The organism is Serratia sp. NFX21 (genome assembly GCF_048517035.1).
Taxonomy (GTDB): domain Bacteria; phylum Pseudomonadota; class Gammaproteobacteria; order Enterobacterales; family Enterobacteriaceae; genus Serratia; species Serratia quinivorans.
Genome location: NZ_CP183196.1, coordinates 1,642,724 through 1,664,701, shown reverse-complemented (window position 1 = coordinate 1,664,701; position 21,978 = coordinate 1,642,724). Strand labels below are relative to the sequence as shown.

The 21,978-nt window shown below is 56.5% G+C and carries 19 protein-coding genes and 1 pseudogene; 12 read left to right on the top strand and 8 right to left on the bottom strand.

Features of this window, described 5'->3' with window-relative positions:
• The first annotated feature begins 143 nt into the window (after positions 1-143).
• Both purE and purK read left to right on the top strand, forming a co-directional pair.
• Entirely contained in the window at positions 144-668 is a 525-nt protein-coding gene (gene purE / locus ACNT1W_RS07800; RefSeq protein ID WP_017891880.1) for a 5-(carboxyamino)imidazole ribonucleotide mutase, read from the top strand.
• The gene (gene purK / locus ACNT1W_RS07795) at positions 665-1,732 is read left to right on the top strand and encodes a 5-(carboxyamino)imidazole ribonucleotide synthase (RefSeq protein ID WP_419246602.1); all 1,068 of its coding nucleotides are present in this window, start codon (positions 665-667) and stop codon (positions 1,730-1,732) included. Before purE ends, purK begins: the two co-directional genes overlap by 4 nt.
• A 127-nt stretch (positions 1,733-1,859) precedes the next feature.
• Here the strand turns inward: purK and galE are convergent, their stop codons facing one another.
• The 4 genes from galE to ybbA all read right to left on the bottom strand — a co-directional run bounded on the left by galE (position 1,860) and on the right by ybbA (position 7,866).
• Entirely contained in the window at positions 1,860-2,876 is a 1,017-nt protein-coding gene (gene galE / locus ACNT1W_RS07790) for a UDP-glucose 4-epimerase GalE (RefSeq protein ID WP_017891878.1), read from the bottom strand.
• Positions 2,877-2,947: 71 nt separating this feature from the next.
• Positions 2,948-4,354, bottom strand: a complete 1,407-nt coding sequence (locus tag ACNT1W_RS07785) for a sugar porter family MFS transporter (RefSeq protein WP_419246601.1) — start codon at positions 4,352-4,354, stop codon at positions 2,948-2,950.
• A gap of 396 nt (positions 4,355-4,750) precedes the next feature.
• Positions 4,751-7,183 carry a putative ABC transporter permease subunit YbbP gene (gene ybbP / locus ACNT1W_RS07780; protein WP_419246600.1) on the bottom strand — a complete coding sequence of 811 codons (2,433 nt, stop codon included), beginning with the start codon at positions 7,181-7,183 and terminating at the stop codon, positions 4,751-4,753.
• Positions 7,180-7,866: a putative ABC transporter ATP-binding protein YbbA gene (gene ybbA / locus ACNT1W_RS07775; RefSeq protein WP_017891875.1), complete on the bottom strand. Its 687-nt coding sequence runs from the start codon at positions 7,864-7,866 to the stop codon at positions 7,180-7,182. The genes ybbP and ybbA overlap by 4 nt, the downstream gene beginning before the upstream one ends.
• Between ybbA and tesA the strand changes: the two genes are divergently transcribed.
• The 3 genes from tesA to ACNT1W_RS07760 all read left to right on the top strand — a co-directional run bounded on the left by tesA (position 7,837) and on the right by ACNT1W_RS07760 (position 10,212).
• On the top strand, positions 7,837-8,475 hold the full coding sequence (gene tesA / locus ACNT1W_RS07770; RefSeq protein WP_167470805.1) for a multifunctional acyl-CoA thioesterase I/protease I/lysophospholipase L1: 639 nt from the start codon (positions 7,837-7,839) through the stop codon (positions 8,473-8,475). The genes ybbA and tesA overlap by 30 nt on opposite strands.
• 25 nt (positions 8,476-8,500) lie before the next feature.
• Positions 8,501-9,277 (top strand): SDR family oxidoreductase, encoded by a 777-nt coding sequence (locus ACNT1W_RS07765; RefSeq protein WP_218215522.1) that lies wholly within the window; start codon positions 8,501-8,503, stop codon positions 9,275-9,277.
• Between the two features lie 80 nt (positions 9,278-9,357).
• Positions 9,358-10,212 carry a co-chaperone YbbN gene (locus ACNT1W_RS07760; protein WP_041418485.1) on the top strand — a complete coding sequence of 285 codons (855 nt, stop codon included), beginning with the start codon at positions 9,358-9,360 and terminating at the stop codon, positions 10,210-10,212.
• A 35-nt stretch (positions 10,213-10,247) separates the two neighbouring features.
• Here ACNT1W_RS07760 and cfa read toward each other — a convergent pair whose 3' ends face one another.
• Positions 10,248-11,399 (bottom strand): cyclopropane fatty acyl phospholipid synthase, encoded by a 1,152-nt coding sequence (cfa, locus tag ACNT1W_RS07755; protein WP_012005593.1) that lies wholly within the window; start codon positions 11,397-11,399, stop codon positions 10,248-10,250.
• A gap of 364 nt (positions 11,400-11,763) precedes the next feature.
• On the opposite strand from cfa, the gene ACNT1W_RS07750 reads away from it, so the two are divergent.
• Positions 11,764-12,669 carry an SPFH domain-containing protein gene (locus ACNT1W_RS07750; protein WP_017891872.1) on the top strand — a complete coding sequence of 302 codons (906 nt, stop codon included), beginning with the start codon at positions 11,764-11,766 and terminating at the stop codon, positions 12,667-12,669.
• Between the two features lie 2 nt (positions 12,670-12,671).
• Complete coding sequence (locus tag ACNT1W_RS07745; protein ID WP_012005591.1) at positions 12,672-13,133, top strand: NfeD family protein; 462 nt, start codon at positions 12,672-12,674, stop codon at positions 13,131-13,133.
• Here the strand turns inward: ACNT1W_RS07745 and cueR are convergent.
• On the bottom strand, positions 13,130-13,531 hold the full coding sequence (cueR, locus tag ACNT1W_RS07740) for a Cu(I)-responsive transcriptional regulator (protein ID WP_012005590.1): 402 nt from the start codon (positions 13,529-13,531) through the stop codon (positions 13,130-13,132). The two genes, ACNT1W_RS07745 and cueR, sit on opposite strands and share 4 nt — an antisense overlap.
• A gap of 105 nt (positions 13,532-13,636) precedes the next feature.
• On the opposite strand from cueR, the pseudogene ACNT1W_RS07735 reads away from it, so the two are divergent.
• The 3 genes and pseudogenes from ACNT1W_RS07735 to ybaK form a co-directional block, all read left to right on the top strand.
• Positions 13,637-13,834: pseudogene (locus ACNT1W_RS07735) on the top strand (cation transporter); the annotation flags it as partial.
• Between the two features lie 182 nt (positions 13,835-14,016).
• On the top strand, positions 14,017-14,820 hold the full coding sequence (locus ACNT1W_RS07730) for a TraB/GumN family protein (protein ID WP_012005588.1): 804 nt from the start codon (positions 14,017-14,019) through the stop codon (positions 14,818-14,820).
• 225 nt (positions 14,821-15,045) lie between these two features.
• On the top strand, positions 15,046-15,525 hold the full coding sequence (gene ybaK, locus ACNT1W_RS07725; RefSeq protein WP_012005587.1) for a Cys-tRNA(Pro)/Cys-tRNA(Cys) deacylase YbaK: 480 nt from the start codon (positions 15,046-15,048) through the stop codon (positions 15,523-15,525).
• Positions 15,526-15,563: 38 nt separating this feature from the next.
• On the opposite strand, the gene ushA is transcribed toward ybaK, so the two are convergent.
• Complete coding sequence (gene ushA, locus ACNT1W_RS07720) at positions 15,564-17,219, bottom strand: bifunctional UDP-sugar hydrolase/5'-nucleotidase UshA (RefSeq protein WP_012005586.1); 1,656 nt, start codon at positions 17,217-17,219, stop codon at positions 15,564-15,566.
• Positions 17,220-17,400: 181 nt separating this feature from the next.
• On the opposite strand from ushA, the gene ACNT1W_RS07715 reads away from it, so the two are divergent.
• Both ACNT1W_RS07715 and ybaL read left to right on the top strand, forming a co-directional pair.
• Positions 17,401-18,621, top strand: coding sequence for an MFS transporter (locus ACNT1W_RS07715; RefSeq protein WP_115183122.1), 1,221 nt, complete (start codon positions 17,401-17,403; stop codon positions 18,619-18,621).
• A gap of 245 nt (positions 18,622-18,866) precedes the next feature.
• Positions 18,867-20,558: a YbaL family putative K(+) efflux transporter gene (gene ybaL, locus ACNT1W_RS07710; protein WP_419246599.1), complete on the top strand. Its 1,692-nt coding sequence runs from the start codon at positions 18,867-18,869 to the stop codon at positions 20,556-20,558.
• A gap of 48 nt (positions 20,559-20,606) precedes the next feature.
• On the opposite strand, the gene ACNT1W_RS07705 is transcribed toward ybaL, so the two are convergent.
• Positions 20,607-21,911, bottom strand: a complete 1,305-nt coding sequence (locus tag ACNT1W_RS07705) for an inosine/guanosine kinase (RefSeq protein ID WP_012005583.1) — start codon at positions 21,909-21,911, stop codon at positions 20,607-20,609.
• Between the last annotated feature and the right edge of the window lie 67 nt (positions 21,912-21,978).

Below are 21,978 nucleotides of genomic sequence, written 5' to 3'. Positions count from 1 at the left end.
AAAAAAATTCACGCTTTTGGCAATGAAAACCGGCGACGCAACCGTTTTCCTCGCCGTGCGCTCATGGTATGCTCTGTGCCCTCATTCGGCCTCCCGCCGCAGGCAACCGGCCGTCGTTTGTACAATACAGGAGCCTTACACCCATGGGAGCCAACGCCGCTTCAGCCACCCACGCTGGGGTTAAAATCGCAATTGTAATGGGATCGAAAAGTGACTGGGCCACCATGCAGTTTGCCGCCGAAGTCCTGACCTCGCTCGATGTCCCGTTCCATGTCGAAGTCGTTTCCGCTCATCGCACGCCAGACAAGCTGTTCAGCTTTGCCGAGCAGGCAACTGATAATGGCTTTGACGTGATCATTGCCGGTGCAGGCGGTGCTGCGCACCTGCCGGGCATGCTGGCGGCGAAAACGCTGGTTCCGGTGCTGGGTGTTCCGGTGCAAAGCGCCGCACTGAGCGGTGTAGACAGCCTGTATTCAATCGTGCAAATGCCGCGCGGTATTCCAGTGGGTACGCTGGCCATCGGCAAAGCCGGTGCCGCCAACGCTGCCCTGCTGGCGGCACAAATTCTGGCGCTGCACGACGCCGCGCTGGCACAACGCCTGGCCGACTGGCGTCAGGCTCAAACTGACGAGGTGCTGAACCACCCGGATCCGCGGGAGGAAGCATGAAGCCGGTTTGCGTACTGGGCAACGGTCAGTTAGGGCGCATGCTGCGCCAGGCCGGTGAACCGCTGGGTATCGCCGTGTACCCGGTAGGCCTCGACGCCGAACCGGAAGCCGTGCCCTACCAGAACAGCGTGATCACCGCCGAAATCGAACGCTGGCCGGAAACCGCGCTGACGCGCGAACTGGCAACCCATAACAGCTTCGTCAACCGTGATATTTTTCCGCGTCTGGCAGATCGCCTGACGCAAAAGCAGTTGCTCGACCAACTTGGTCTGGCCACCGCGCCGTGGCAACTGCTGGCTGACGTCGCCGAATGGCCACAGGTGTTCGCGACTCTGGGTGAACTGGCGATCGTCAAACGTCGCGTTGGCGGTTACGACGGCCGCGGCCAGTGGCGTTTACGCCCAGGCCAGGAAGCCGAATTGCCGGCCGATGCCTATGGCGAATGTATCGTCGAGCAAGGGATTAACTTCTCCGGTGAGGTGTCGCTGGTCGGCGCACGCGGGCATGACGGCCAGTCGGTGTTCTATCCGCTGACCCATAACCTGCATGAAGAAGGCATTCTGCGCACCAGCGTGGCGCTGCCGCAGCCCAACCCTGCCCTGCAACGGCAGGCGGAGCAAATGCTGACGGCCATTCTTGATGAGCTGAACTACGTCGGCGTAATGGCGATGGAGTGCTTTATCGTTGGCGATCGCCTGTTGATTAACGAGCTGGCCCCCCGGGTACACAACAGTGGCCACTGGACGCAGAACGGCGCGTCTATCAGCCAGTTCGAACTGCATCTGCGCGCTATTCTCGCCCTGCCGCTGCCAAAACCGGTAGTGAGCACACCGTCGGTGATGGTCAACCTGATTGGCACCGCAGTGAATCAGCAGTGGCTGGCGCTGCCGCTGGTGCATCTGCACTGGTATGAGAAAGAGGTGCGTGAAGGTCGCAAGGTCGGGCACCTGAACCTGAACGATCCTGACGCCGCTGCGCTGCTGCAGACCTTGCAGGCACTGGCACCGCTGCTGCCGAGCGAATACCAAAGCGGTCTGGCCTGGGCGCAGCAAAAGCTGGCTTAAACGTTTCCCCTTGCCAAAAGTTGTTTCATGGTAGGGGCGCTGCATGCCGCGCCCTATCATATAATCAACGGGTTAAGTCGGGGCGAACATGTTCGCCCCCTACCGGTTTAGCCTTTATGCAGGTTTGTTAACGGCGATAGCCCTGCGGATTTTTGCTTTGCCAATTCCAGGTATCACGCATCATCACGTCAAGCCCGCGCTGCACTTGCCAGCCCAGTTCCTGTTTTGCCAACCCGGCATCGGCCCAGAAGGCAGGCAGGTCGCCCGCACGGCGCGGTAAAATCTGATAAGGAATGGTCACGCCCGAGGCTTTTTCAAACGCCCGCACCATTTCCAGCACCGAGTAACCGACCCCGGAGCCCAGGTTATAGGCTTTAAACCCGGCAATCTGCGCTAAATGATCCATCGCCGCCAGATGGCCCTGCGCCACATCCATCACGTGAATGTAGTCGCGCACGCCCGTGCCGTCTTTGGTTGGATAGTCGCCGCCAAACACGCTCAGAGTTTCCCGCTGACCAATGGCCACCTGTGCGATATAAGGCAGCAGATTATTGGGGATGCCACTCGGGTCTTCGCCAATCAGGCCCGACTCATGCGCGCCTACCGGGTTGAAGTAGCGCAGCGCGATAATCGAAAATGCCGGTTCAGCCCTGGCAAAGTCCTGCAGGACCTGCTCCACCATCCATTTGGAGGTGCCGTAAGGGCTGGTAGTGCCGCCGATCGGCATATCTTCCCGGTAAGGTACCGGCGCATGTTCGCCGTACACCGTGGCGGAAGAGCTGAAGATAAACTGATGGACTCCCGCCTCGCGCATCGCCTCCAGCAACACCAAGGTACCGGCCACGTTATTCTGATAGTACTCCAGCGGTTTTTGGGTGGACTCCCCCACCGCCTTCAGGCCGGCAAAGTGGATCACCGAGGTAACGTTGTTTTCCTCAAAGATACGCTTCAGGCAACCGGCATCCTGTACATCTCCCCGATAAAACGTCGCGGCCCTGCCCGTCAGTTGCTCCACGCGGCGCAAAGACTCTTCGGACGCGTTGATCAAATTATCCAGCACCACCACATCTTCACCACGTTCCAGCAAAGCCAACACCGTATGTGAACCAATGTAGCCGGCACCGCCGGTCACCAGAATAGACATAATTTCCCCTTAATCAGTGTCAGGAGCGAAAGCCCGCCGTATCAGCGGGCCTCGCGTGCCTGGCTTACCGCTCAGCGTGAACCAATGTTACGTAACGGTTTACCGGCCATCAGATTGCGTTCGATATGTTCCAGAGAGATATTTTTGGTTTCCGGGATCAACGCCAGCGTGATGAAGATAAACACCAGGTTGAGCGCCGCGTAGACCCAGAAGGTATAGGCGCTGCCCAGCGAATTGAGCATGGTCAAGAAGGTCGCCCCGACGATCATGTTGGCGATCCAGTTGGTGGCAGTGGAACAGGTGATACCAAAGTCACGGCCTTTCAGCGGTTGGATCTCAGAACACAGCACCCAAATCAGTGGGCCGGCGCTCATGGCAAAACCGACAATAAACATCAGCAACATGATAACAGCGAAGTATTGCTCGGCAGGCGAACTCATCCCCACATGCATCATTGTCCCCAGGGCACCCATGCCCACCGCCATGACGATAAAGCCCAGCGTCAGCGTCGGTTTACGGCCCCAGCGGTCAACCAGCCCAATGGCGATAAAGGTGGCCAGCACGTTCACCAGGCCAACGATCACCGTACCCCACATCTGCTGTGCGGTACTGGCAAAACCCGCCAGACCAAAAATCTTCGGCGCGTAATACATGATGACGTTCATACCGGTGAACTGTTGCATCACCTGCAGCAGCACGCCGAGAAAAACGGCACGGCGGAAGTTTTTATTGTCTTTAAACAGCGACCAGCCGCTCTGTTTCAGCTTGAGGCTCTCACGAATTTCATTCAGTTCATGCTGCGCCTGGGCGCTGCTGTCACGCAGTTTCTCCAATACCTGACGTGCCTGCTCATGACGGTTACGCGAAGCCAGCCAGCGTGGGCTATCCGGCAGGAAGAACACCCCAACCAGCAGCAGCACGGCAGGAATGGTGATCACCCCCAGCATCCAGCGCCAGGCACCGGTGTAACTGAACGCGGTATCCGACAGATAAGCCGCCAGGATGCCGATGGTAATCATCAGCTGATACATGGAAATCATGCTGCCGCGAATTTTTTCCGGCGCGATTTCAGACAGGTAAATGGGCGCCGTATAGGATGCGACACCCACCGCCAGTCCGAGCAGAATACGGGACACCAACAAGACTTCAACGTTAGGCGCTGCCGCTGAGCATAAAGATCCCAGCACGAACAGCACGGCGCCAATCATCAGGCTGTATTTACGCCCGATGCGGAAGTTCATCCAACCACTGCCCACGGCACCGACCGCTGCGCCAAACATCATTGAGCTGACCACCCACTCCTGCTGGGAATTGGTCATATGAAACGAATCGGTGATAAACGGCAGAGCCCCCGCAATAACGCCGATATCCAGACCAAACAGCAGTCCGGCCAGTGCGGCCAAAAAACAGACGAAGAAAGTCATGCCTGCATTGCTTTGGCTATTCTCAGCCGCCGACACTTTGACGGTAGTACTCATACTGCCTCCAATCGATAACGTTCTTAAGTTGCCGTTATGATAGGAGGCAATCCGTCAGAGGTAAGTGAGTGCGATCACATTAGTGGAAACGATTACACTACTTTATTTTAATCAGCAAAAAGGCCGGATCACCACAAAACAGTAAAAAACCCTTGATTAAGAAAGACAATAATCTCATTCACTGCTTTAAAATGAAGACAACCGCAACATCTTATTACCATATCGCAGGGCGTCCATTTTAATAACCCTCAACTAAATGTAACCGATATCACACCACAAACGTCCGAACGCCGTGGATAAAAGATTGGTGATTGGGGTGAAGCGAAGGTCAGATAAGAGGGAAATAGCGATCGTTGTTCGGCTGGCCCGGTAACCTGGGCCAGCTTGATATGTGAGTTAACCGTCGTAACTGCGGAACAGCGCCTGCCCGCGCAGCAAGCGCACGCCCAGCCAACCACCGCACAGCGACAGCAACAACGCACTGAGTAGCGGCAGTGCCCACCACAGCACCGGTGTTGGCGCCCATGGGAAGTCAAATACCTGGCTTTGCAGCAACCACAGCGCCGCTTCTGCCCCCACCGCGGCGGCAATGCCCGCCACCAGCCCCAACAGGGCAAACTCACACCACAGCGTGCTGCGCAACAGGCGCTTGCCGGCGCCGAGCGTACGGTACACCACCAGTTCCTGACGCCGCTGACGCATACCCACCTGCACCTGCGCCATCAGCAACAAACCGCCGCAGAGCACCACCAGCACCACCATCACTTCCAGCGCGCGGCTCACCTGCTGCAGCACACCGCCCACCTGTTTGAGGATCGAACCTATATCCAGCAGGCTGAGCGTCGGGAACTGGCGATTAAGCTGGGTCAGCATCTGCCCGTCCCCGTCGTAACGGAAACTGGTGAGCCAGGTTTGCGGCTGACCGTCCAGCGCACCCGGCGGGAAGATGAAGTAAAAGTTCGGTTTCAGGCTTTCCCAATCCACCTGGCGCAGGCTGGTGACCCTGGCGCTGAACGACTGGGTATCACCGCTGAAAGTCAGCGTATCACCCAGTTTGATTTTGAGTCGTCCGGCAATGCCCTGATCCATCGACACCTCGCCGGCTTTCGGCGGCCAACTGCCTGCCAGCAATGGATTGTGCGCAGGAAGATCGGCCAGCCAGGTCAGGTTCAGCTCACGATTCACCGCCTCGCCGCCCGGATCGTCCTCATGCACCCGTTCGGTCGCCACCTGCTGGTTAATCTCGGTCAGGCGCACGCGGACAATGGGATAGTAGGTTTCCGGTTTAACTTGATGCTGTTGCAGGAAGGTTTTCACCTGTGGCACCTGCGCCTCAGTCATGTTCAGCAGGAAGTAATTCGGGCTGTCCGGTGGCAGTTGCTGCTGCCAACGCTCAAGCAGATCGCCACGCAGCACCAGCAGTAACGCCAGCAACATAAACGACAGCGAGAAAGCCGCCAGTTGGCTGACCGTGACCCAGGGTTGATGCAGCAGACGGTTAACCGCCAGTCGCAGTGCCAGATTCTTCAGCGTAATGCGTCGCAGCAATAACAGGCTGCCCCAGCCGATAGCGCCCAACAGCAGCGCCAGCACCAGAATACCGGCGAGGATCGACCACAGTAGCGTGCTGGCCCCCATCAATGCCGTTAACAGCGCCACCACAATCACCGCCGTCACCGGCAGGAAATAACGCAGCGGCCAGACGTTGGCCACCACATCGCGGCGCAGCACCCGCAGCGGCTGGGTCGCCAGTAACTGCCGGTACGGCCGCAGCCCCACCAACAGAGAAATCATCAGCAATGCGCCGACCGCCCACAGCCACGGCCAGGCCCCGGCGGCTGGCAGTTCCGCCGGCAGCACCGGTGCCAGCAGGCGGATCAACAACGCTTCAAACCCCAGCCCGATAATGCCCCCTCCGACGGCGGCCAGCAGAATTACCGCCAGCCACTGGCCGACAATCAACTTACGCAATGCGCTGCGGCCGGCCCCCAGAGTTTTCAACACCGCGATCAAGTCATAACGGCTGCGGCAATAATGGCTCATCGCCACCGCGACGGCGGCAATCGACAGCAGCAAGGTCAGCAGCGCCGACAGCAACAGGAACTGCTGCGAACGCTGCAACGATTTACCCAATGCACTACCGGACTCCTGCAAGCCAAACCAGCGCTGATCGGGACCAAGCTGTGGCGTCAGACGATCTTCATAACGCTGGATATCCTCCGCAGCCCCGGCAAACATATAACGGTAGGTCAGACGGCTGCCCGGCTGCACCGCCCCGGTTTTGTCCACGTCCGCCAGATTGATCATGATGCGCGGTGCCGTCTGGAAGGGGTTAAAGCCGGAATCCGGCTCCTGAATAATTTCACCGGCAATGCGCAGGCTGGTATCGCCCACGTCCAGCCTGTCACCGACCTTCACGTTCAACAACGCCAACAAACGTGGCGCCACCAGCACGCTCCCCGGCGTCAGTTTGACGTTGGCCGGGCGGGTCTCCAGCTTGCCGTACAGCGGATAGGCAAGATCGGTGGCCTTCACGTCTGCCAACTGGGGCCGATCGCCGGCATAGGTCATGGTGGTGAACGACAACTGTCGACTGACTTTCAGCCCCTGTTGTTGCGCGTCCAGCAGCCAGCCTTCCGGCACCGGCCGGGCGCTGCGCAGTACCCGATCGCCGGCAATAAAATCGCGGCTCTGCTGGCTCAGACCTTTGTCCATGCGATCGCTGATACTGCCCAATGCCAATACGCAGGCCATCGACAGCGTCAGCGCCAGCCAGACGATCAGCAGTGACGGTGAACGCCACTCACGCCAAAACCAGCGCCAGATCATGCTTCCTCCCACAGCTGGCCTTCACGCAGGCGCAGCCGACGCTGGCAGCGAGCCGCCAGGGTTTCGTCATGGGTGACCAGGATTAACGTAGTGGAGAAATCGCGGTTGAGGGAAAACAGTAGATCGGCGATGCGTTCACCGGTCTGGCGATCGAGGTTACCGGTGGGTTCATCGGCAAACAGCACCCGTGGTCGGCCACTGAACGCCCGCGCCAGCGCTACGCGCTGCTGTTCGCCGCCGGAAAGCTGCGCCGGCAAGTGGTCAAGGCGCTTGCCCAACCCAAGTTGCTCCAGCAGCTGCACCGCCTGTTCGCGGCTCTGGCGATCGCTTTCCCCACGCAGCAACGCCGGTAACTGGACGTTTTCCAGCGCATTGAGCGTCGGTACCAACATAAAGGATTGAAACACAAAGCCGACATTTTTGGCGCGAAGCGCGGCGCGCCCCTCTTCATCCAGCGCGGTCAGTGACTCGCCCAACAAATGCACCTCCCCTTCACTGCCGTCGTCCAACCCGGCGAGGATCCCCAGCAGCGTTGACTTGCCCGAGCCGGACTCGCCAATCAGGGCAATTGTCTGCGCGGGTTTGACAACCAGCTCGACTCCGGTAAGGATGGAGAGCTGATGCTCACCCTGACCAACGTGTTTACTAAGATGATGAACTTCAAGAACGTTTTCCGCTGGCATCTTCCCTTCCTTTTGCTGTTGGGATTATTCAGTTTACGCGCTGTCGCCGCCGATACCTTATTGATATTAGGCGACAGTTTAAGCGCCGGTTACCGCTTGCCGGTGGCGCAAGCCTGGCCGACGCTGCTGGCCGACCAATGGCAGAAAAAACCGGGTGACCCGCAACTGGTCAACGCCAGCATCAGTGGCGATACCGCCGCTCAGGGGCTGGCACGTCTGCCCGAGCTGCTGAAACAACATCAGCCACGCTGGGTACTGATTGAACTGGGTGCCAACGACGGTCTGCGCGGTTTCCCGGCGCAGGATCTGCAACGCGACCTCAGCCAAATCATCACGCTGGTGCAACAAGCCGGCGCGCAGCCGCTGCTGATGCAAATCCGTATTCCGCCCAACTATGGCCGCCGCTATACCGAGGCCTTCAGTGCGATTTACCCGCAGCTTGCCAAACAATTCGACATTCCACTGCTGCCGTTCTATATGGAACAGGTGGTGGTGAAAGCGGAATGGATGCAGGATGACGGATTGCATCCCAATAAGGATGCCCAACCGTTTATCGCCACCTGGATGGCGGAACGCCTGGAACCTCTAGTAAAACATGAGTCTAACTAAATAGGGTTGTACACTAGGTAAAGTTATGCAAAAAGCAGTATTGATAACCGGCTGTTCCAGCGGGATTGGATTGATTGCCGCGCAGGATCTGCGTAACCGTGGCTACCGGGTGCTGGCCGCCTGTCGCAAGCCGCAGGACGTTGAAAATATGCGTCAGCTTGGGCTGGAAGGCATTGAGCTGGATCTGGACGACAGTGACAGCGTCGAACGCGCCGCCGCACAGGTGATCGAACTGACCGGCGGCCGCCTGTATGGCCTGTTCAACAACGGCGGTTTTGGCGTTTACGGCCCGCTGAGCAGCATTTCGCGGCAGCAATTGGAACGCCAATTCGCCACCAATCTGTTCGGCACCCATCAATTAACCCAGTTGCTGTTGCCGGCGATGCTGCCGCACGGCGAGGGGCGTATTATTCAGACCAGTTCGGTGATGGGGCTGGTGTCCAGCGCCGGGCGTGGTGCCTACGCCGCCAGCAAGTTTGCGCTGGAAGCCTGGTCCGACGCGCTGCGGATGGAGCTGCACGGCACCGGTGTTCAGGTCAGCCTGATTGAACCCGGCCCGCTCACCACCCACTTTACCCAGAACGTCAATCAGGCGCAGAGCGACAAACCGGTGCACAACCCCGGCATTGCCAAACGCCTCACGCTACCACCGGAAGCCATTTTGCCCAAACTGCGCCACGCGCTGGAAAGCCCAAGGGCCAAGCTGCGGTATCCGGTGACCCTGCTGGCGCACGCGCTCAGCGTATTACGCCGCATCCTGCCCGGCCGCTGTCTGGACTGGGTGTTACGCAGCAACGGTTAATTTGGCTACCCGGGGTTGAAGAATGCCGTCCCGCCCCCATCTAAAAGCCAATGGCTCCGCAAGATCAGAGAGAAAATTACATGCTAGCTCAAGCTGTTGTTGATATTAACGAAACAAACCTGCACCAGACGCTGGAACAGTCAATGTCCATGCCGGTGGTGTTCTACTTCTGGTCGGATCGCAGCCAACACTGTCTGCAACTCACCCCGATACTCGATAAGCTGGCGGCGGAATATGCCGGCCAGTTCCTGCTGGCAAAAGTGGATTGCGACGCCGAGCAGGCCATCGCCGCTCAATTCGGCCTGCGCTCGCTGCCGACGGTATATCTGTTCAAAGACGGTCAGCCGGTAGACGGTTTCCAGGGCCCGCAGCCGGAAGAGATGATCCGTGAATTCCTGCAGCGTTTCCTGCCGAAGGAAGAAGATTTGAAACTGGCGCAGGCGACCGAGCTGTTGGCCGAAGGCAATGCGGCAGAAGCGCTGCCGCTGTTGAAAGACGCCTGGCAAGCGAGCCAGCAACGCAGTGATATCGGTTTGACGCTGGCGGAAACCCAGATCGCGCTGAACCGCACTGAAGAGGCCGAAGCCGTGCTGGCGACCATTCCGTTGCAGGATAAAGATACCCGTTATCAGGGCCTGCTGGCGCAGATTGAACTGCTGAAACAGGCCGCTGATACGCCGGAAATTCAGCTGTTGCAACAGCAAGTGGATCAACAGCCGGAGAACGTCGATTTAGCCGTGCAGCTGGCGCTGCAACTGCATCAGGTTGGGCGCAATGAAGAAGCGCTGGAGCTGTTGATCGGGCATCTGAAGAAAGATCTCGCCGCCGCCAACGGCAGCGCGCGTAAAACATTGATGGATATTCTGGCCGCACTGGGCACCGGCGATGCGCTGGCCGCCAAATACCGCCGTCAGCTGTATTCGCTGTTGTACTGATAGTTCGGGGCGCAGTCCGCTGCGCCCCTCCCTTCTCAACGGTAAACCCGTGCCCCACCTTCAACGCCTTTCGGGCTGAACAACACCTGCCACAGCTGAATATCACGCGAGCGGAATGCTCCGGCGCAGGCGTTCAGGTAATAGGTGAACATCCGCTCGAAACGTTCAGAATAGCCCTCGGACAGCATCGGCCACGCCTGTTTAAAATTCTCATACCAGGCCATCAGCGTGCGATCGTAATCGGCGCCGATATTGTGCCAATCCTCCATCACAAAGCGCCCTTCGCTGGCTTGGGCAATATGGCGCACCGAAGGCAGACAGCCATTGGGGAAGATGTACTTGTTTATCCAGGCATCGACGTGAAGATTGGTTTGGTTGGCGCCAATGGTGTGCAGCAGGAACAAACCGTCGGGCTTAAGATTACGCGCGGCAACACGGAAGTAAGTGTCGTAGTTTTTCGGCCCCACGTGTTCAAACATACCAACTGAAACAATACGATCAAACTGGCGGTTCAAGTCACGGTAATCCTGCAGCACAATTTCGACCTCAAGACCGGCGCAGCGCTCCTGCGCCAGTTTTTGCTGCTCGGCGGAAATGGTCACACCATGCACTGTTACGCCGTAGTTTTCCGCGGCATACTGCGCCAGCCCACCCCAGCCACAGCCGATATCCAGCAACGACATGCCCGGTTTCAACTGCAGTTTCTCGCAGATCATTTTCAGCTTGGCCAACTGCGCCTGCTCCAGCGTATCGGCCTCTTTCCAGTAACCGCAGGAATATTGCATATAGGGATCGAGCATCGCACGGAACAGATCGTTGCCGATATCGTAATGTTCTTTACCCACCTGCCAGGCGCGTTTGCGTGACTGAAGGTTGAACAGCCGGGTATAGGCGATGCGCGCAATGTCGCTCAGATTTTTTGGCAAGCGTTCATCAACGCCGGCCTGCAGGACGCGGGTGAATAATGCGTCCAACCGCTCGCAGTCCCACCAGCCGTCCATGTAGCTTTCACCGAACCCGAGCGACCCCTCCTGCAAAATACGTTTAAACAACGCCGGGTTGTGTACCTTGATATCGCAGGCACGGTTGCCATTGATGGCAATACCGGCAGCGGACAGTAATTCCTCCACAATGCGATACCAACGATCTTTTTTTGGGGCGAGTTCATCAACACTGATTGAGTCCATAACAATCCTTGGAGAAATGTCATTTCAAAAAGCATAGTCGCAAATAAAAATGACAAATATTCGAAGTGAAAAGCGGCAATGCTTTTTACTCTAGCCAAGACGGACAACGTCATGAAATGAATTAAAATTATTGGAAACATGCCAATTTGGAATGTTAATGGCACAACACCTCTGATTATACCCTATAGCTTTCAAGTTGCAGCTAGGCGGCCAACTCGCTCATCCCCAGGCGCTTACTCAAGTAAGTAACTGGGGTGAGCTAGTGCAGATAACAACGCTGCAACTTGAAAGATGACGGGTATATTAGTCTTTGCACTCTAGCTGGCGTAATATCTGTTTACATATGTCTGACAGGAGGTTTGCCATGTTTACCCTTATTCCCATCGTGATTGTCGTCGCACTGATCATCGTATTCGCCGGCGTCAAAATTGTTCCCCAGGGGTTCCAATGGACGGTGGAACGCTTCGGCCGCTACACCAAAACGCTGATGCCCGGTTTAAACCTGGTGGTGCCCTTTATGGACCGCATCGGCAGAAAAATTAATATGATGGAGCAGGTGCTGGATATTCCTTCACAGGAAATTATCTCGCGCGACAACGCCAACGTGGCCATCGATGCGGTGTGTTTTATCCAGGTCGTCGATCCGGCACGTGCCGCTTATGAAGTCAGCAATCTGGAACTGGCGATCGTCAACCTGACCATGACCAACTTCCGTACCGTGCTCGGCTCCATGGAGCTGGACGAAATTCTCTCGCAGCGTGACAGCATCAACAGCCGCCTGCTGCATATCGTCGACGAAGCCACCAATCCGTGGGGCATTAAAATCACCCGTATCGAGATCCGTGACGTACGTCCACCGGCAGAGTTAATCTCGGCAATGAACGCCCAGATGAAGGCCGAGCGAACCAAGCGTGCGGATATTCTGGAGGCCGAAGGTGTGCGTCAGGCCGCCATCCTGCGTGCCGAAGGCGACAAACAGTCGCAAATCCTCAAGGCGGAAGGTGAACGTCAGTCGGCGTTCCTGCAGGCCGAAGCCCGTGAACGTGCCGCTGAAGCGGAAGCGCGAGCCACTCAACTGGTTTCCGACGCTATCGCCAGCGGTAATATCCAGGCGGTGAACTACTTTGTGGCACAAAAATACACCGATGCGCTGCAAAAAATCGGCTCTGCCAACAACAGTAAAGTCATCATGATGCCGCTGGACGCCAGCAGCCTGCTCGGTTCCATTGGTGGCATTGCCGAACTGTTGAAAGACAACAAAGGCAAGTAATCATGCTCGAACAAATTGCAGCAAACCCGCACTGGTTTTGGCTTTCCCTTGGCGGGCTGCTGCTGGCGGCGGAAATGCTCGGTGCCAGCGGTTACCTGTTATGGAGTGGCGTATCGGCGGTGGTGGTCGGCGCCATCGTCTGGCTGCTGCCGCAGCTGGCCTGGGAGTGGCAGGGGGTGATTTTTGCCGTACTGACCGTGGTGGTGGCCTACCTGTGGTGGTACTGGCTGCGCCAGCGCCCGGCAGCGGCTTCCAGCGGTTCGCAGGTGCTTAACCAACGCAATCGTCAGTTGATTGGCACCCGCGCTACACTGACCGAACCCATGCACAACGGTATGGGTCGTATTAACATCGGCGACAGCAGCTGGCGCGCGCAGGCCAGTGAAGACCTGGCGGTGGGCACCGAAGTAGAAGTCATTGCCGTCGAGGGCATAACTTTGGTGATCCGCGCCATTGCCCGTTAATGCTTATGGCAACAGCCCGCCAGGTTGTTAATGATTGGGCACTCGGCTCCGTCATCACCCGGACATTGATCCGCCAGCGCCACCAAACGCTGGCGCATCTCACCGAGTTCGGCGATGTGCTTTTCAATATCCGCCACTTTTTGCAGCGTGCGCGCTTTCACATCGGCGCTGTGGCGGGCCGGATCGTTAAACAACGCCACCAGCTCACGACATTCATCCAGATTAAATCCCACCTGCCGTGCCTGGCGCAGCAGCGTCAGTTCTTCGATGTGCTTCGGGCTGTAGCTGCGATAGCCGTTGTCGGTACGGATCGGCGCAGTCACCAGCCCTTTCTCTTCATAAAAGCGAATGGCCTTGCTGGTTAAACCGGTTTTTTTCGCTACGTCGCTGATATTCATTTTCACTCCTTGACCTTCCCCTTGCTGGAAGGTTTATCCTTCATTCTTAGTGAAAACAGGTAAAGCGGTCAACCTTTAAACACCGTTCTTGAGAGGAATCGAACCATGTCACAAATTACCGTACTGGCATTGCAGGGGCTGACCTGCATGCATTGTGTTAGTAGCACACGTAAAGCTTTAGAAGCCGTGCCTGGCGTTAGCGCCGTGGAAGTCGCCCTTGATAGCGCCAAAGTAACCGGCGATGTCGCGCCACAAATGCTGATTAACGCGGTGGAACAGGCCGGTTATCAAGCCACCCTTGCCTAACCTCCCCATAGGCCGAGCCAAGACCACGGGGCGCACATCAATGCGCCCTTTTTTCTTTGGGATAATTCCTTCACTCTTCAGACTTTCTTGTCTGCCTGATAGCGTTTAGCATGGGGTAAATGTTACGCCCCTCACCTTTCAAGCTGAAAGGCGAACAAGTTATTCAGGAGCCACGCTGTATGGGTCAACTGTTACGCCGCATCGCCGCCTTTCTCGGTCTGATCTCTCCCATGACCTACGCCTATCCGGCGCTGGATATTCGACTGCCTGGCGATCGTCAGTTCCATCTGGTCGGCAGCATTCATATGGGTACGGTAGATATGTCTCCGCTGCCGGCCAAACTGGCCGCACGCCTCAAGCAGGCAGATGCCTTGATTGTTGAAGCCGATATTACCGGCTCCGCCTCGCCGTTTGACCATATAGAACAACAAGCAGAACTTGATCAACGGCTCTCTGAACCCGAATTTCAGCAGTTACTGACGCTGTGTCAGGAACTGGGCACCGATGCAGCAACCTTTTCAACCCTGCCCGGCTGGCAGGTGGCGCTAATGATGCAGGCCCGCCAGGCTCAGCGTTTGGGGTTGCGCGCTGAATACGGGGTGGATTATCAACTGCTGCAAGCGGCCAGAGCACAGCATAAAAAGGTGATCGAACTGGAAGGCGCGCAGCAGCAAATGGCGATGCTGGAGCAGTTACCGGAAGGGGGCATGGCCCTGCTGCGTGATACGCTGGAACACTGGCATACCAACGCTCGGCTGCTGCAAACCATGGTGAGCTGGTGGCTGGACGCGAAACCCAGCGGTATGTTGGAAACCCTGCCAGCCACTTTCAGTGCCGATCTTTACGACGTGCTGATGCATCAGCGCAATCGCGATTGGCGACAAAAACTGGAGGCGTTACCGGCCGGCAACTACGTGGTAGCGGTGGGTGCGCTGCATCTGTACGGCGAGGATAATCTGCCGGCAATGCTGCAGGGGCAGTAAAAAAGTGGCCAATATCGCTACTGGCCAGTCAAAGAGGAATTTCTTGTATTGTAGTTATACGCATTGTAACCCTGTTAACGGTTACAATAGACAGGGTAGCAACCGAGTGAACATCTTGGCAACCCGCATTACGCTGCCGTTGCTCAGGTTGCTGTTACCGTTATATTTTTGTAATTTTGTTGCATCCCGTTGCAACCTTGAGCAGTGGGAGAAATAGGAAAACAAATGACGCCCGCAGTGATTCTGCTAGAGAAACAAAAAGTCGCCTTTACTCTTCATTCCTATCATCACGACAGTGCCGAAACCAATTTCGGTGATGAAGCGGTGAAAAAGCTCGGACTGGATGCCGACCGCGTCTATAAAACGCTGCTGGTGGCGCTGAACGGCGATGCCAAACATCTGGCGGTGGCCGTCACGCCGGTTGCTGGGCAATTGGATTTGAAGAAGGTTGCCCGCGCACTGGGGGCGAAAAAGGCCGAAATGGCCGATCCCGTACTGGCGCAGCGCGTCACCGGTTATCTGGTGGGCGGCATCAGCCCGCTGGGGCAAAAAAAGCGCCTGCCTACGGTGATTGACAGCCCGGCACAGCAGTTCGCCACCATTTACGTCTCCGGCGGCAAACGCGGGTTGGACATTGAGCTGGCGGCAGAGGATCTTTGTCGGCTGCTGGCCGGCAGCTTCGCCGATATCGCCAAGCGCGACTGAATCGATAGGGGGAGACTTACGCCTCCCCCGCTGACGACTTACTGATAAACAATCTCGCCCTTCGGCTCATAGGCCGCCGCATCCAGCGGTGAGTGCTTCTCAATGTACTGTTTCAGTACTTCGGCATCGATAAAGCCGGTGTTGACGTAGCTTGGCAAAGTATCCAGCTTCGGATAACCGTCACCGCCCAGCGCATTGAAGTTCAGCGTGGCCATACGGTAAGTTTTATCCGCCTGCAGCGGCTCGCCTTTGATTTTGACATTGCTGACGCCCTGCTTGCCGTCCGCCGTCAGGCTGACGTTGGCAAACTGTGCATAGGCGCCGGAATCCACTTTCATATTAGCCACCACCGCCAGGTATTTCTCCACCTCGCTGCCTTTCATTTCGACGTAAACCAGCGTGTTGCCAAACGGCTGTACCTTCAACACGTTTTTATAGGTAATGTCACCGGCTTCAATCGAGTCACGTACCCCGCCCCCGCTCATTACGGCAAAGTCGGCCTCGGCACGTTCCATCTGCGCTGCCAGCAGCACGCGTGACAGGTTGGTCTGAACAAAGCGCACCTTACTGCGATCGCCTTCCAGCTTGCCATTGACGCTGCCAATTTTAACGTCCAGCTGCGCCTTGCCCTTTTCCTGGAACGGCGTCAGCAGTTTCATCATCGACGCATCTTCCGCGATCTGCTGGGTGTAATACACGCGCTCGCTGGTGCCGTCGGCTTTCTCTACCTTCTTCTTGAGATTGACCGGGATCAGCTGATAATGCACCAGCTTCAGTTCGCCGTTACGGAACTGGAAGTCGGCACGGCCCACGTACTTGCCCCACTCATGCGCCTGCACGATCCAGGTGCCGTTCTGACGATCCGGCGAGCACGGGGTGCCCGGCACATAATCCACCTGCTTGTGGTTTTCACCGGCCATACAAACCGGATCCTGCGAGTGGCCACCGACGATCATATCCAGATAACCGGCAGGCAGGCTGCGCGCCATTTCTACGTCACCGGGTGCATTGGAGCCATGGTTGCCGTCATCGTAATGGCCCATGTGGGTCGCGGCGATGATCACGTCCGGTTTCTCTTCCTTGCGCAGTTGCTCCACCACCTGTTTGGCTTCCTGTGCCGGTACGTGGAACTCAATGTCGGTGAAATATTCCGGGTTGCCAATCTTGGAGGTGTCATCGGTAGTCAGGCCGATCACCGCGATCTTGATGCCCTGCTTATCGAACAAGGCATAGGGTTTGAACAGGCGCTGCTGGGTGCTTTTCTGATAGATGTTGGCCGACAGCAGCGGGAAAGTGGCCCACTTCTCCTGCTGGCGCAACACGCTGAGCGGATTGTCGAATTCATGGTTGCCGATCGCCATCGCGTCATAGCCCACCAGATTCATGCCGCGGAAGTCCGGCTCGGCATCCTGCAGATCGGATTCCGGTACGCCGGTATTAATATCACCGCCCGACAGCAGCAACAGGCTACCGCCCTTGGCCGCGACCTCCTGGCGAATGCCGTCCACCAGCGTTTTTTGTGCGCCCAGACCATATTCACCGTGGTCGTTCTGCCAGAAATGGCCGTGGTGATCGTTGGTATGCAAAATGGTGATGTCGTAGGTCTTATCCTTTTCCCAGGCGCTGGCGGCTCCCGACAGGAAAGTCAGGGACACGGCCAAAGCGCATGCGGTGGTCTTTAACGAAAAGCGCATGGCGGAACTCCATATGATATTTAACTGCTTTTTTGAGATGGCCGAAATTGTAGCGCGAAACAAAGGCAACTAATTTCAAATTTTTGCGATGTGCGTCAAATTATGTCGGATATGGTAAATATTGAACAACTTGCCTAAGATATCTGCTCTGTCCTCTAAAACTTACCAGGCTAATAATAAAATGACCGACCGTAGCGAAACCGCCCTGCCACAGGCCAAGGGCAGTGCGGTTAAAGGGACTGCTTTCTCGATTCTCGGTGCCATCAGCGTCTCTCACCTGCTCAACGACATGATTCAATCGCTGATCCTGGCGATTTACCCAATCCTGCAGGCTGACTTCAGCCTCAGCTTCGTGCAGATCGGCATGATTACTCTGACCTACCAGCTCACGGCGTCCTTATTGCAGCCGCTGATTGGTTACTACACGGATAAACATCCACAGCCGTATTCGCTGCCCATCGGCATGGGTTTTACCCTGTGCGGGCTACTGCTGCTGTCCGTGGCCAACACCTTCCCGCTGGTGCTGTTGGCGGCGGCATTGGTCGGTACCGGCTCTTCGGTATTCCATCCGGAATCCTCCCGAGTGGCGCGGATGGCCTCCGGTGGCCGACATGGCCTGGCACAGTCACTGTTCCAGGTGGGCGGTAACTTTGGCAGTTCCCTCGGGCCACTGCTGGCGGCGCTGATTATCGCGCCTTACGGCAAGGGTAACGTCGCCTGGTTCTCCCTGGCAGCGCTGCTGGCGATTGTGGTGCTATTGCAGGTCAGTAAATGGTATCAACAACAGCATCGGGCAACAAAAGGCCAGCCTAAAACGGCCTCTTTGGTGAAACCGCTGCCGAAACGTACGGTTACCTATGCCATTGGCATCCTGCTGGTGCTGATTTTCTCCAAATACTTCTATCTGGCCAGCATTAGCAGTTATTACACCTTTTATCTGATGCACAAGTTCGGTGTTTCAGTGCAAAACGCCCAATTTCATCTGTTCGCCTTCCTGTTCGCCGTAGCCGCAGGCACCATTATCGGCGGGCCTCTTGGCGACAAGATAGGTCGAAAACGTGTTATTTGGGGCTCAATCCTTGGTGCAGCACCCTTTACGCTTGTTTTACCCTATGCATCTCTGTACTGGACCGGCATTTTAACGGTGTTTATTGGGGTAATACTCGCTTCGGCGTTTTCTGCCATTCTGGTTTACGCTCAGGAACTGATCCCAGGCAAAGTGGGCATGGTTTCCGGTTTATTCTTCGGTTTTGCTTTTGGCATGGGCGGATTAGGTGCGGCAGTTCTTGGTTATGTCGCAGATTTGACCAGTATCGAGCTGGTCTACCAAATCTGTGCTTTCCTGCCACTGATCGGCATTATTACCGCATTGCTGCCCAATATGGAGCATAACTCACAATAACCCTGCTACAGGCCCGGTTTGAATTCATCGCCAAACCGGGTCATCCCCCACACAAATCCATATTATTTGGCTTATTAAGTGTTAAATCTCCTCATTGGCACACCAAAAGCGGAATCCTCTGCTTTTTCGCAAAATAGCTATATTTAGCTAAGCACGTCGCGAACAAATGCAATAAACTAAATGTATCTTTTCGTAACTCTGTTGCGTTTCCCCTCTGCTGCAATGCATAGCTAGAAGGAGTCTGGATGCATAATTCAACACCGTTAATCACCACCATTGTCGGAGGCTTGGTCCTCGCCTTCCTCCTCGGAATGCTGGCGAATCGCCTGCGCATCTCCCCGCTGGTCGGGTACCTTGCCGCAGGCGTGCTCGCCGGCCCTTTTACCCCCGGTTTTGTTGCCGACACCTCGCTGGCTCCGGAACTGGCGGAAATCGGCGTGATTTTGTTGATGTTTGGTGTTGGCCTCCACTTCTCTCTTAAAGACCTCCTCGCAGTAAAACATATCGCCATTCCCGGTGCCGTGGCCCAGATTGCCGTTGCCACCTTGCTGGGTATAGGGTTATCAAAACTGCTCGGCTGGGATTTGATTTCCGGTCTGGTGTTCGGGCTTTGCTTATCCACCGCCAGTACCGTGGTACTGCTGCGTGCGCTGGAAGAGCGTCAGTTGATTGATAGCCAGCGTGGGCAAATCGCCATCGGCTGGCTGATCGTAGAAGACCTGGCGATGGTGCTGACGCTGGTATTGCTGCCGGCGTTCGGCAATATGCTGGGCAATAACAACGCCAGCAGCGGCCAGTTACTGATTGAGTTGGCAGTGACCATTGGTAAAGTCATCGCCTTTATCGCGCTGATGATTGTGGTTGGCCGTCGCCTGGTGCCGTGGATCCTGGCGAAAACCGCCAGTACCGGTTCACGTGAGCTCTTTACCCTGGCGGTGTTGGCATTGGCACTCGGTATTGCCTATGGCGCGGTGAAACTGTTCGATGTTTCCTTTGCCCTGGGGGCATTCTTTGCCGGTATGGTGCTCAATGAGTCTGAGCTAAGCCATCGAGCGGCCCACGACACCTTACCGCTGCGCGATGCCTTCGCCGTACTGTTCTTTGTCTCGGTCGGCATGCTGTTTGATCCGATGATCCTGATCAATGAGCCTCTGGCGGTGCTGGCAACGCTGGCGATTATCGTGTTCGGTAAATCGGCGGCCGCATTCCTGCTGGTGAAAATGTTCGGCCACTCCAAACGCACCGCGCTGACCATCTCCGCCAGCCTGGCGCAGATTGGCGAGTTTGCCTTCATCCTGGCAGGGCTTGGGATCACGCTGGGCATGATGTCGGAGCACGGCCGTAATCTGGTGCTGGCCGGGGCTATTTTGTCGATCATGCTTAACCCGCTGCTGTTCACCCTGCTCGAACGTTATCTGGCCAAGACCGAGACCATAGAAGACCAAATCCTGGAAGAAGCGGTAGAGGACGAGAAGCAGATCCCGGTCGATATGTGCAACCACGCGTTGGTGGTTGGCTATGGCCGCGTCGGCAGTCTGTTGGGGGCCAAGCTGGCCGAATCCGGTATTCCGCTGGTAGTGATCGAAAACTCACGGCCACGGGTTGAAGCATTGCGTGAACAGGGCATTAAAACGGTGCTGGGCAACGCCGCCAATCCGGAAGTGATGGATCTGGCACGCCTGGACTGCGCACGCTGGCTGTTGTTGACCATCCCCAATGGTTACGAGGCCGGTGAGATCGTAGCCTCTGCGCGAACCAAGCGGCCCAACATCGAGATTATCGCCCGGGCACACTACGATGACGAAGTATCCTATATCTCAGATCGTGGGGCGAATCAGGTGGTGATGGGAGAACGGGAAATCGCCAACAGCATGCTGAATATCCTTAAGTTGGATACGCTGACTGAAGAAGAGAAAATGGGCGGCTGCCCGATTTGATGTGACAAGCGATGTAAAAAAGGTCCGGCGAGCCGGACCTTTTTGTTTTTACCGTTCCCAGTAAGACTCTTCCAGGCTGTCCTCTCGTTCCGGCAGGCCACGCGTCAGACGCGGTGAATGCTGGTTCAGTACCTGATAGCTGACGCGGTTGGCATATTTACACACCTGCGCTAACGAGGAGTAAGTCAGGTAACTGCGAACGTGCTTGCTGGAGTTCGGCACGTTATTGCGGTGAAAACCGTTGGCGGCAATATCATGCAGCAGCGCTGACAGCGCCCCATCACCGGCACCGTTGGTGTTCATGATTTTTTCCGGCCCGCCCATATAGGGTGCAATGTGCGAATAGATGCGGAACGGGTTCTCGCAGCTTTCACGACGCATCGCGCGGCTGAACTCATAGCGGTTGAATTCGGCAATATGCCCCGGCAACAGCGGATGCTGAGTTTCTCGCTTGTTGGCCTCTTCGGTGTAACCCGCCATATACAAACCACTTGGCCCGGCGGTACACAACACCAGATCGACCCATTCCAGCGCCATGTCAGAAGCGGTCAGCGGATCGCTCAGCCCGGTCAGCTCCAGCGCTTCATCTTCGTTCATCGCCAGAATAGAAACGTGCTGTTTCAGGAAGTCGCGCCACCACTGCGGGTTGTCGGCGATCACGTACTTGGTGCCGAGCGTCAGTACCACCGGTACATCGTGCTTTTTGGCAAACTCGATCGCCTGCATGGTCGCCGCCGGCATCGGCTCACCTTCCTTGCAACGCACCAGATAGGACGTCAGCACCAATGCCGAGGCACCGGCAATCACCTCTTCCGTCACGCTTTCCGGCCGCAGTTGATTCATCTGCCCTGGGCTGATGGCGAAGGTGCGCTCACCGCTTTCACCGATCAGCGTGAAGCAGCGACCAATAGCACCGTCAACCGCCTGCAGATGGTTAAGATCGGTACGGCTGGAGGTATTGCACAGATAGCGGTAGGCGTAGCTGCCAATCTTGATATTGCTGCACATCACGCCGAGCAGCACCGAGCGGTCATCCGCCAGCACTGAATAGTTGTGCAAAGTATTGCCGATGGTACCGCCGGCAAACTGATGGGTGATTAAATTGTTGTCGATCAATTCCTGATACAGCGCCTCGGCGACGTCATCCTCGATCACCAGAGAATGCCCCAGACTCAGGCCATAGCGCTGGACGAAGCTGTCGTCCACTTTGGCTTCGATATCCACCAGCGTCTGGTCAATACCGACGACATAAGAGGTGCTGATTTCATTTTCGGGCTGAGCCTGCTGCAAGAGCGGATCGCGGGCGTTCACCGGAAAATAGTGTTTGGACTTACGTTTACCAGGAAATTTCATTTAATTGGCGGCAGTGGCAGTTAACAGGCAGAGAATGTTAGCACATTCCTGCCCGATTGATGATGGC

Bases quoted from the DNA above. Each gene is read 5' to 3' on its own strand.
- purE (WP_017891880.1), top strand. From the start codon at position 144: ATGGGAGCCAACGCCGCTTCAGCCACCCACGCTGGGGTTAAAATCGCA.
- purK (WP_419246602.1), top strand. From the start codon at position 665: ATGAAGCCGGTTTGCGTACTGGGCAACGGTCAGTTAGGGCGCATGCTG.
- galE (WP_017891878.1), bottom strand. From the start codon at position 2,876: ATGTCTATTCTGGTGACCGGCGGTGCCGGCTACATTGGTTCACATACG.
- ACNT1W_RS07785 (WP_419246601.1), bottom strand. From the start codon at position 4,354: ATGAGTACTACCGTCAAAGTGTCGGCGGCTGAGAATAGCCAAAGCAAT.
- ybbP (WP_419246600.1), bottom strand. From the start codon at position 7,183: ATGATCTGGCGCTGGTTTTGGCGTGAGTGGCGTTCACCGTCACTGCTG.
- tesA (WP_167470805.1), top strand. From the start codon at position 7,837: ATGAACTTCAAGAACGTTTTCCGCTGGCATCTTCCCTTCCTTTTGCTG.
- ybbA (WP_017891875.1), bottom strand. From the start codon at position 7,866: ATGCCAGCGGAAAACGTTCTTGAAGTTCATCATCTTAGTAAACACGTT.
- ACNT1W_RS07765 (WP_218215522.1), top strand. From the start codon at position 8,501: ATGCAAAAAGCAGTATTGATAACCGGCTGTTCCAGCGGGATTGGATTG.
- ACNT1W_RS07760 (WP_041418485.1), top strand. From the start codon at position 9,358: ATGCTAGCTCAAGCTGTTGTTGATATTAACGAAACAAACCTGCACCAG.
- cfa (WP_012005593.1), bottom strand. From the start codon at position 11,399: ATGGACTCAATCAGTGTTGATGAACTCGCCCCAAAAAAAGATCGTTGG.
- ACNT1W_RS07750 (WP_017891872.1), top strand. From the start codon at position 11,764: ATGTTTACCCTTATTCCCATCGTGATTGTCGTCGCACTGATCATCGTA.
- ACNT1W_RS07745 (WP_012005591.1), top strand. From the start codon at position 12,672: ATGCTCGAACAAATTGCAGCAAACCCGCACTGGTTTTGGCTTTCCCTT.
- cueR (WP_012005590.1), bottom strand. From the start codon at position 13,531: ATGAATATCAGCGACGTAGCGAAAAAAACCGGTTTAACCAGCAAGGCC.
- ACNT1W_RS07730 (WP_012005588.1), top strand. From the start codon at position 14,017: ATGGGTCAACTGTTACGCCGCATCGCCGCCTTTCTCGGTCTGATCTCT.
- ybaK (WP_012005587.1), top strand. From the start codon at position 15,046: ATGACGCCCGCAGTGATTCTGCTAGAGAAACAAAAAGTCGCCTTTACT.
- ushA (WP_012005586.1), bottom strand. From the start codon at position 17,219: ATGCGCTTTTCGTTAAAGACCACCGCATGCGCTTTGGCCGTGTCCCTG.
- ACNT1W_RS07715 (WP_115183122.1), top strand. From the start codon at position 17,401: ATGACCGACCGTAGCGAAACCGCCCTGCCACAGGCCAAGGGCAGTGCG.
- ybaL (WP_419246599.1), top strand. From the start codon at position 18,867: ATGCATAATTCAACACCGTTAATCACCACCATTGTCGGAGGCTTGGTC.
- ACNT1W_RS07705 (WP_012005583.1), bottom strand. From the start codon at position 21,911: ATGAAATTTCCTGGTAAACGTAAGTCCAAACACTATTTTCCGGTGAAC.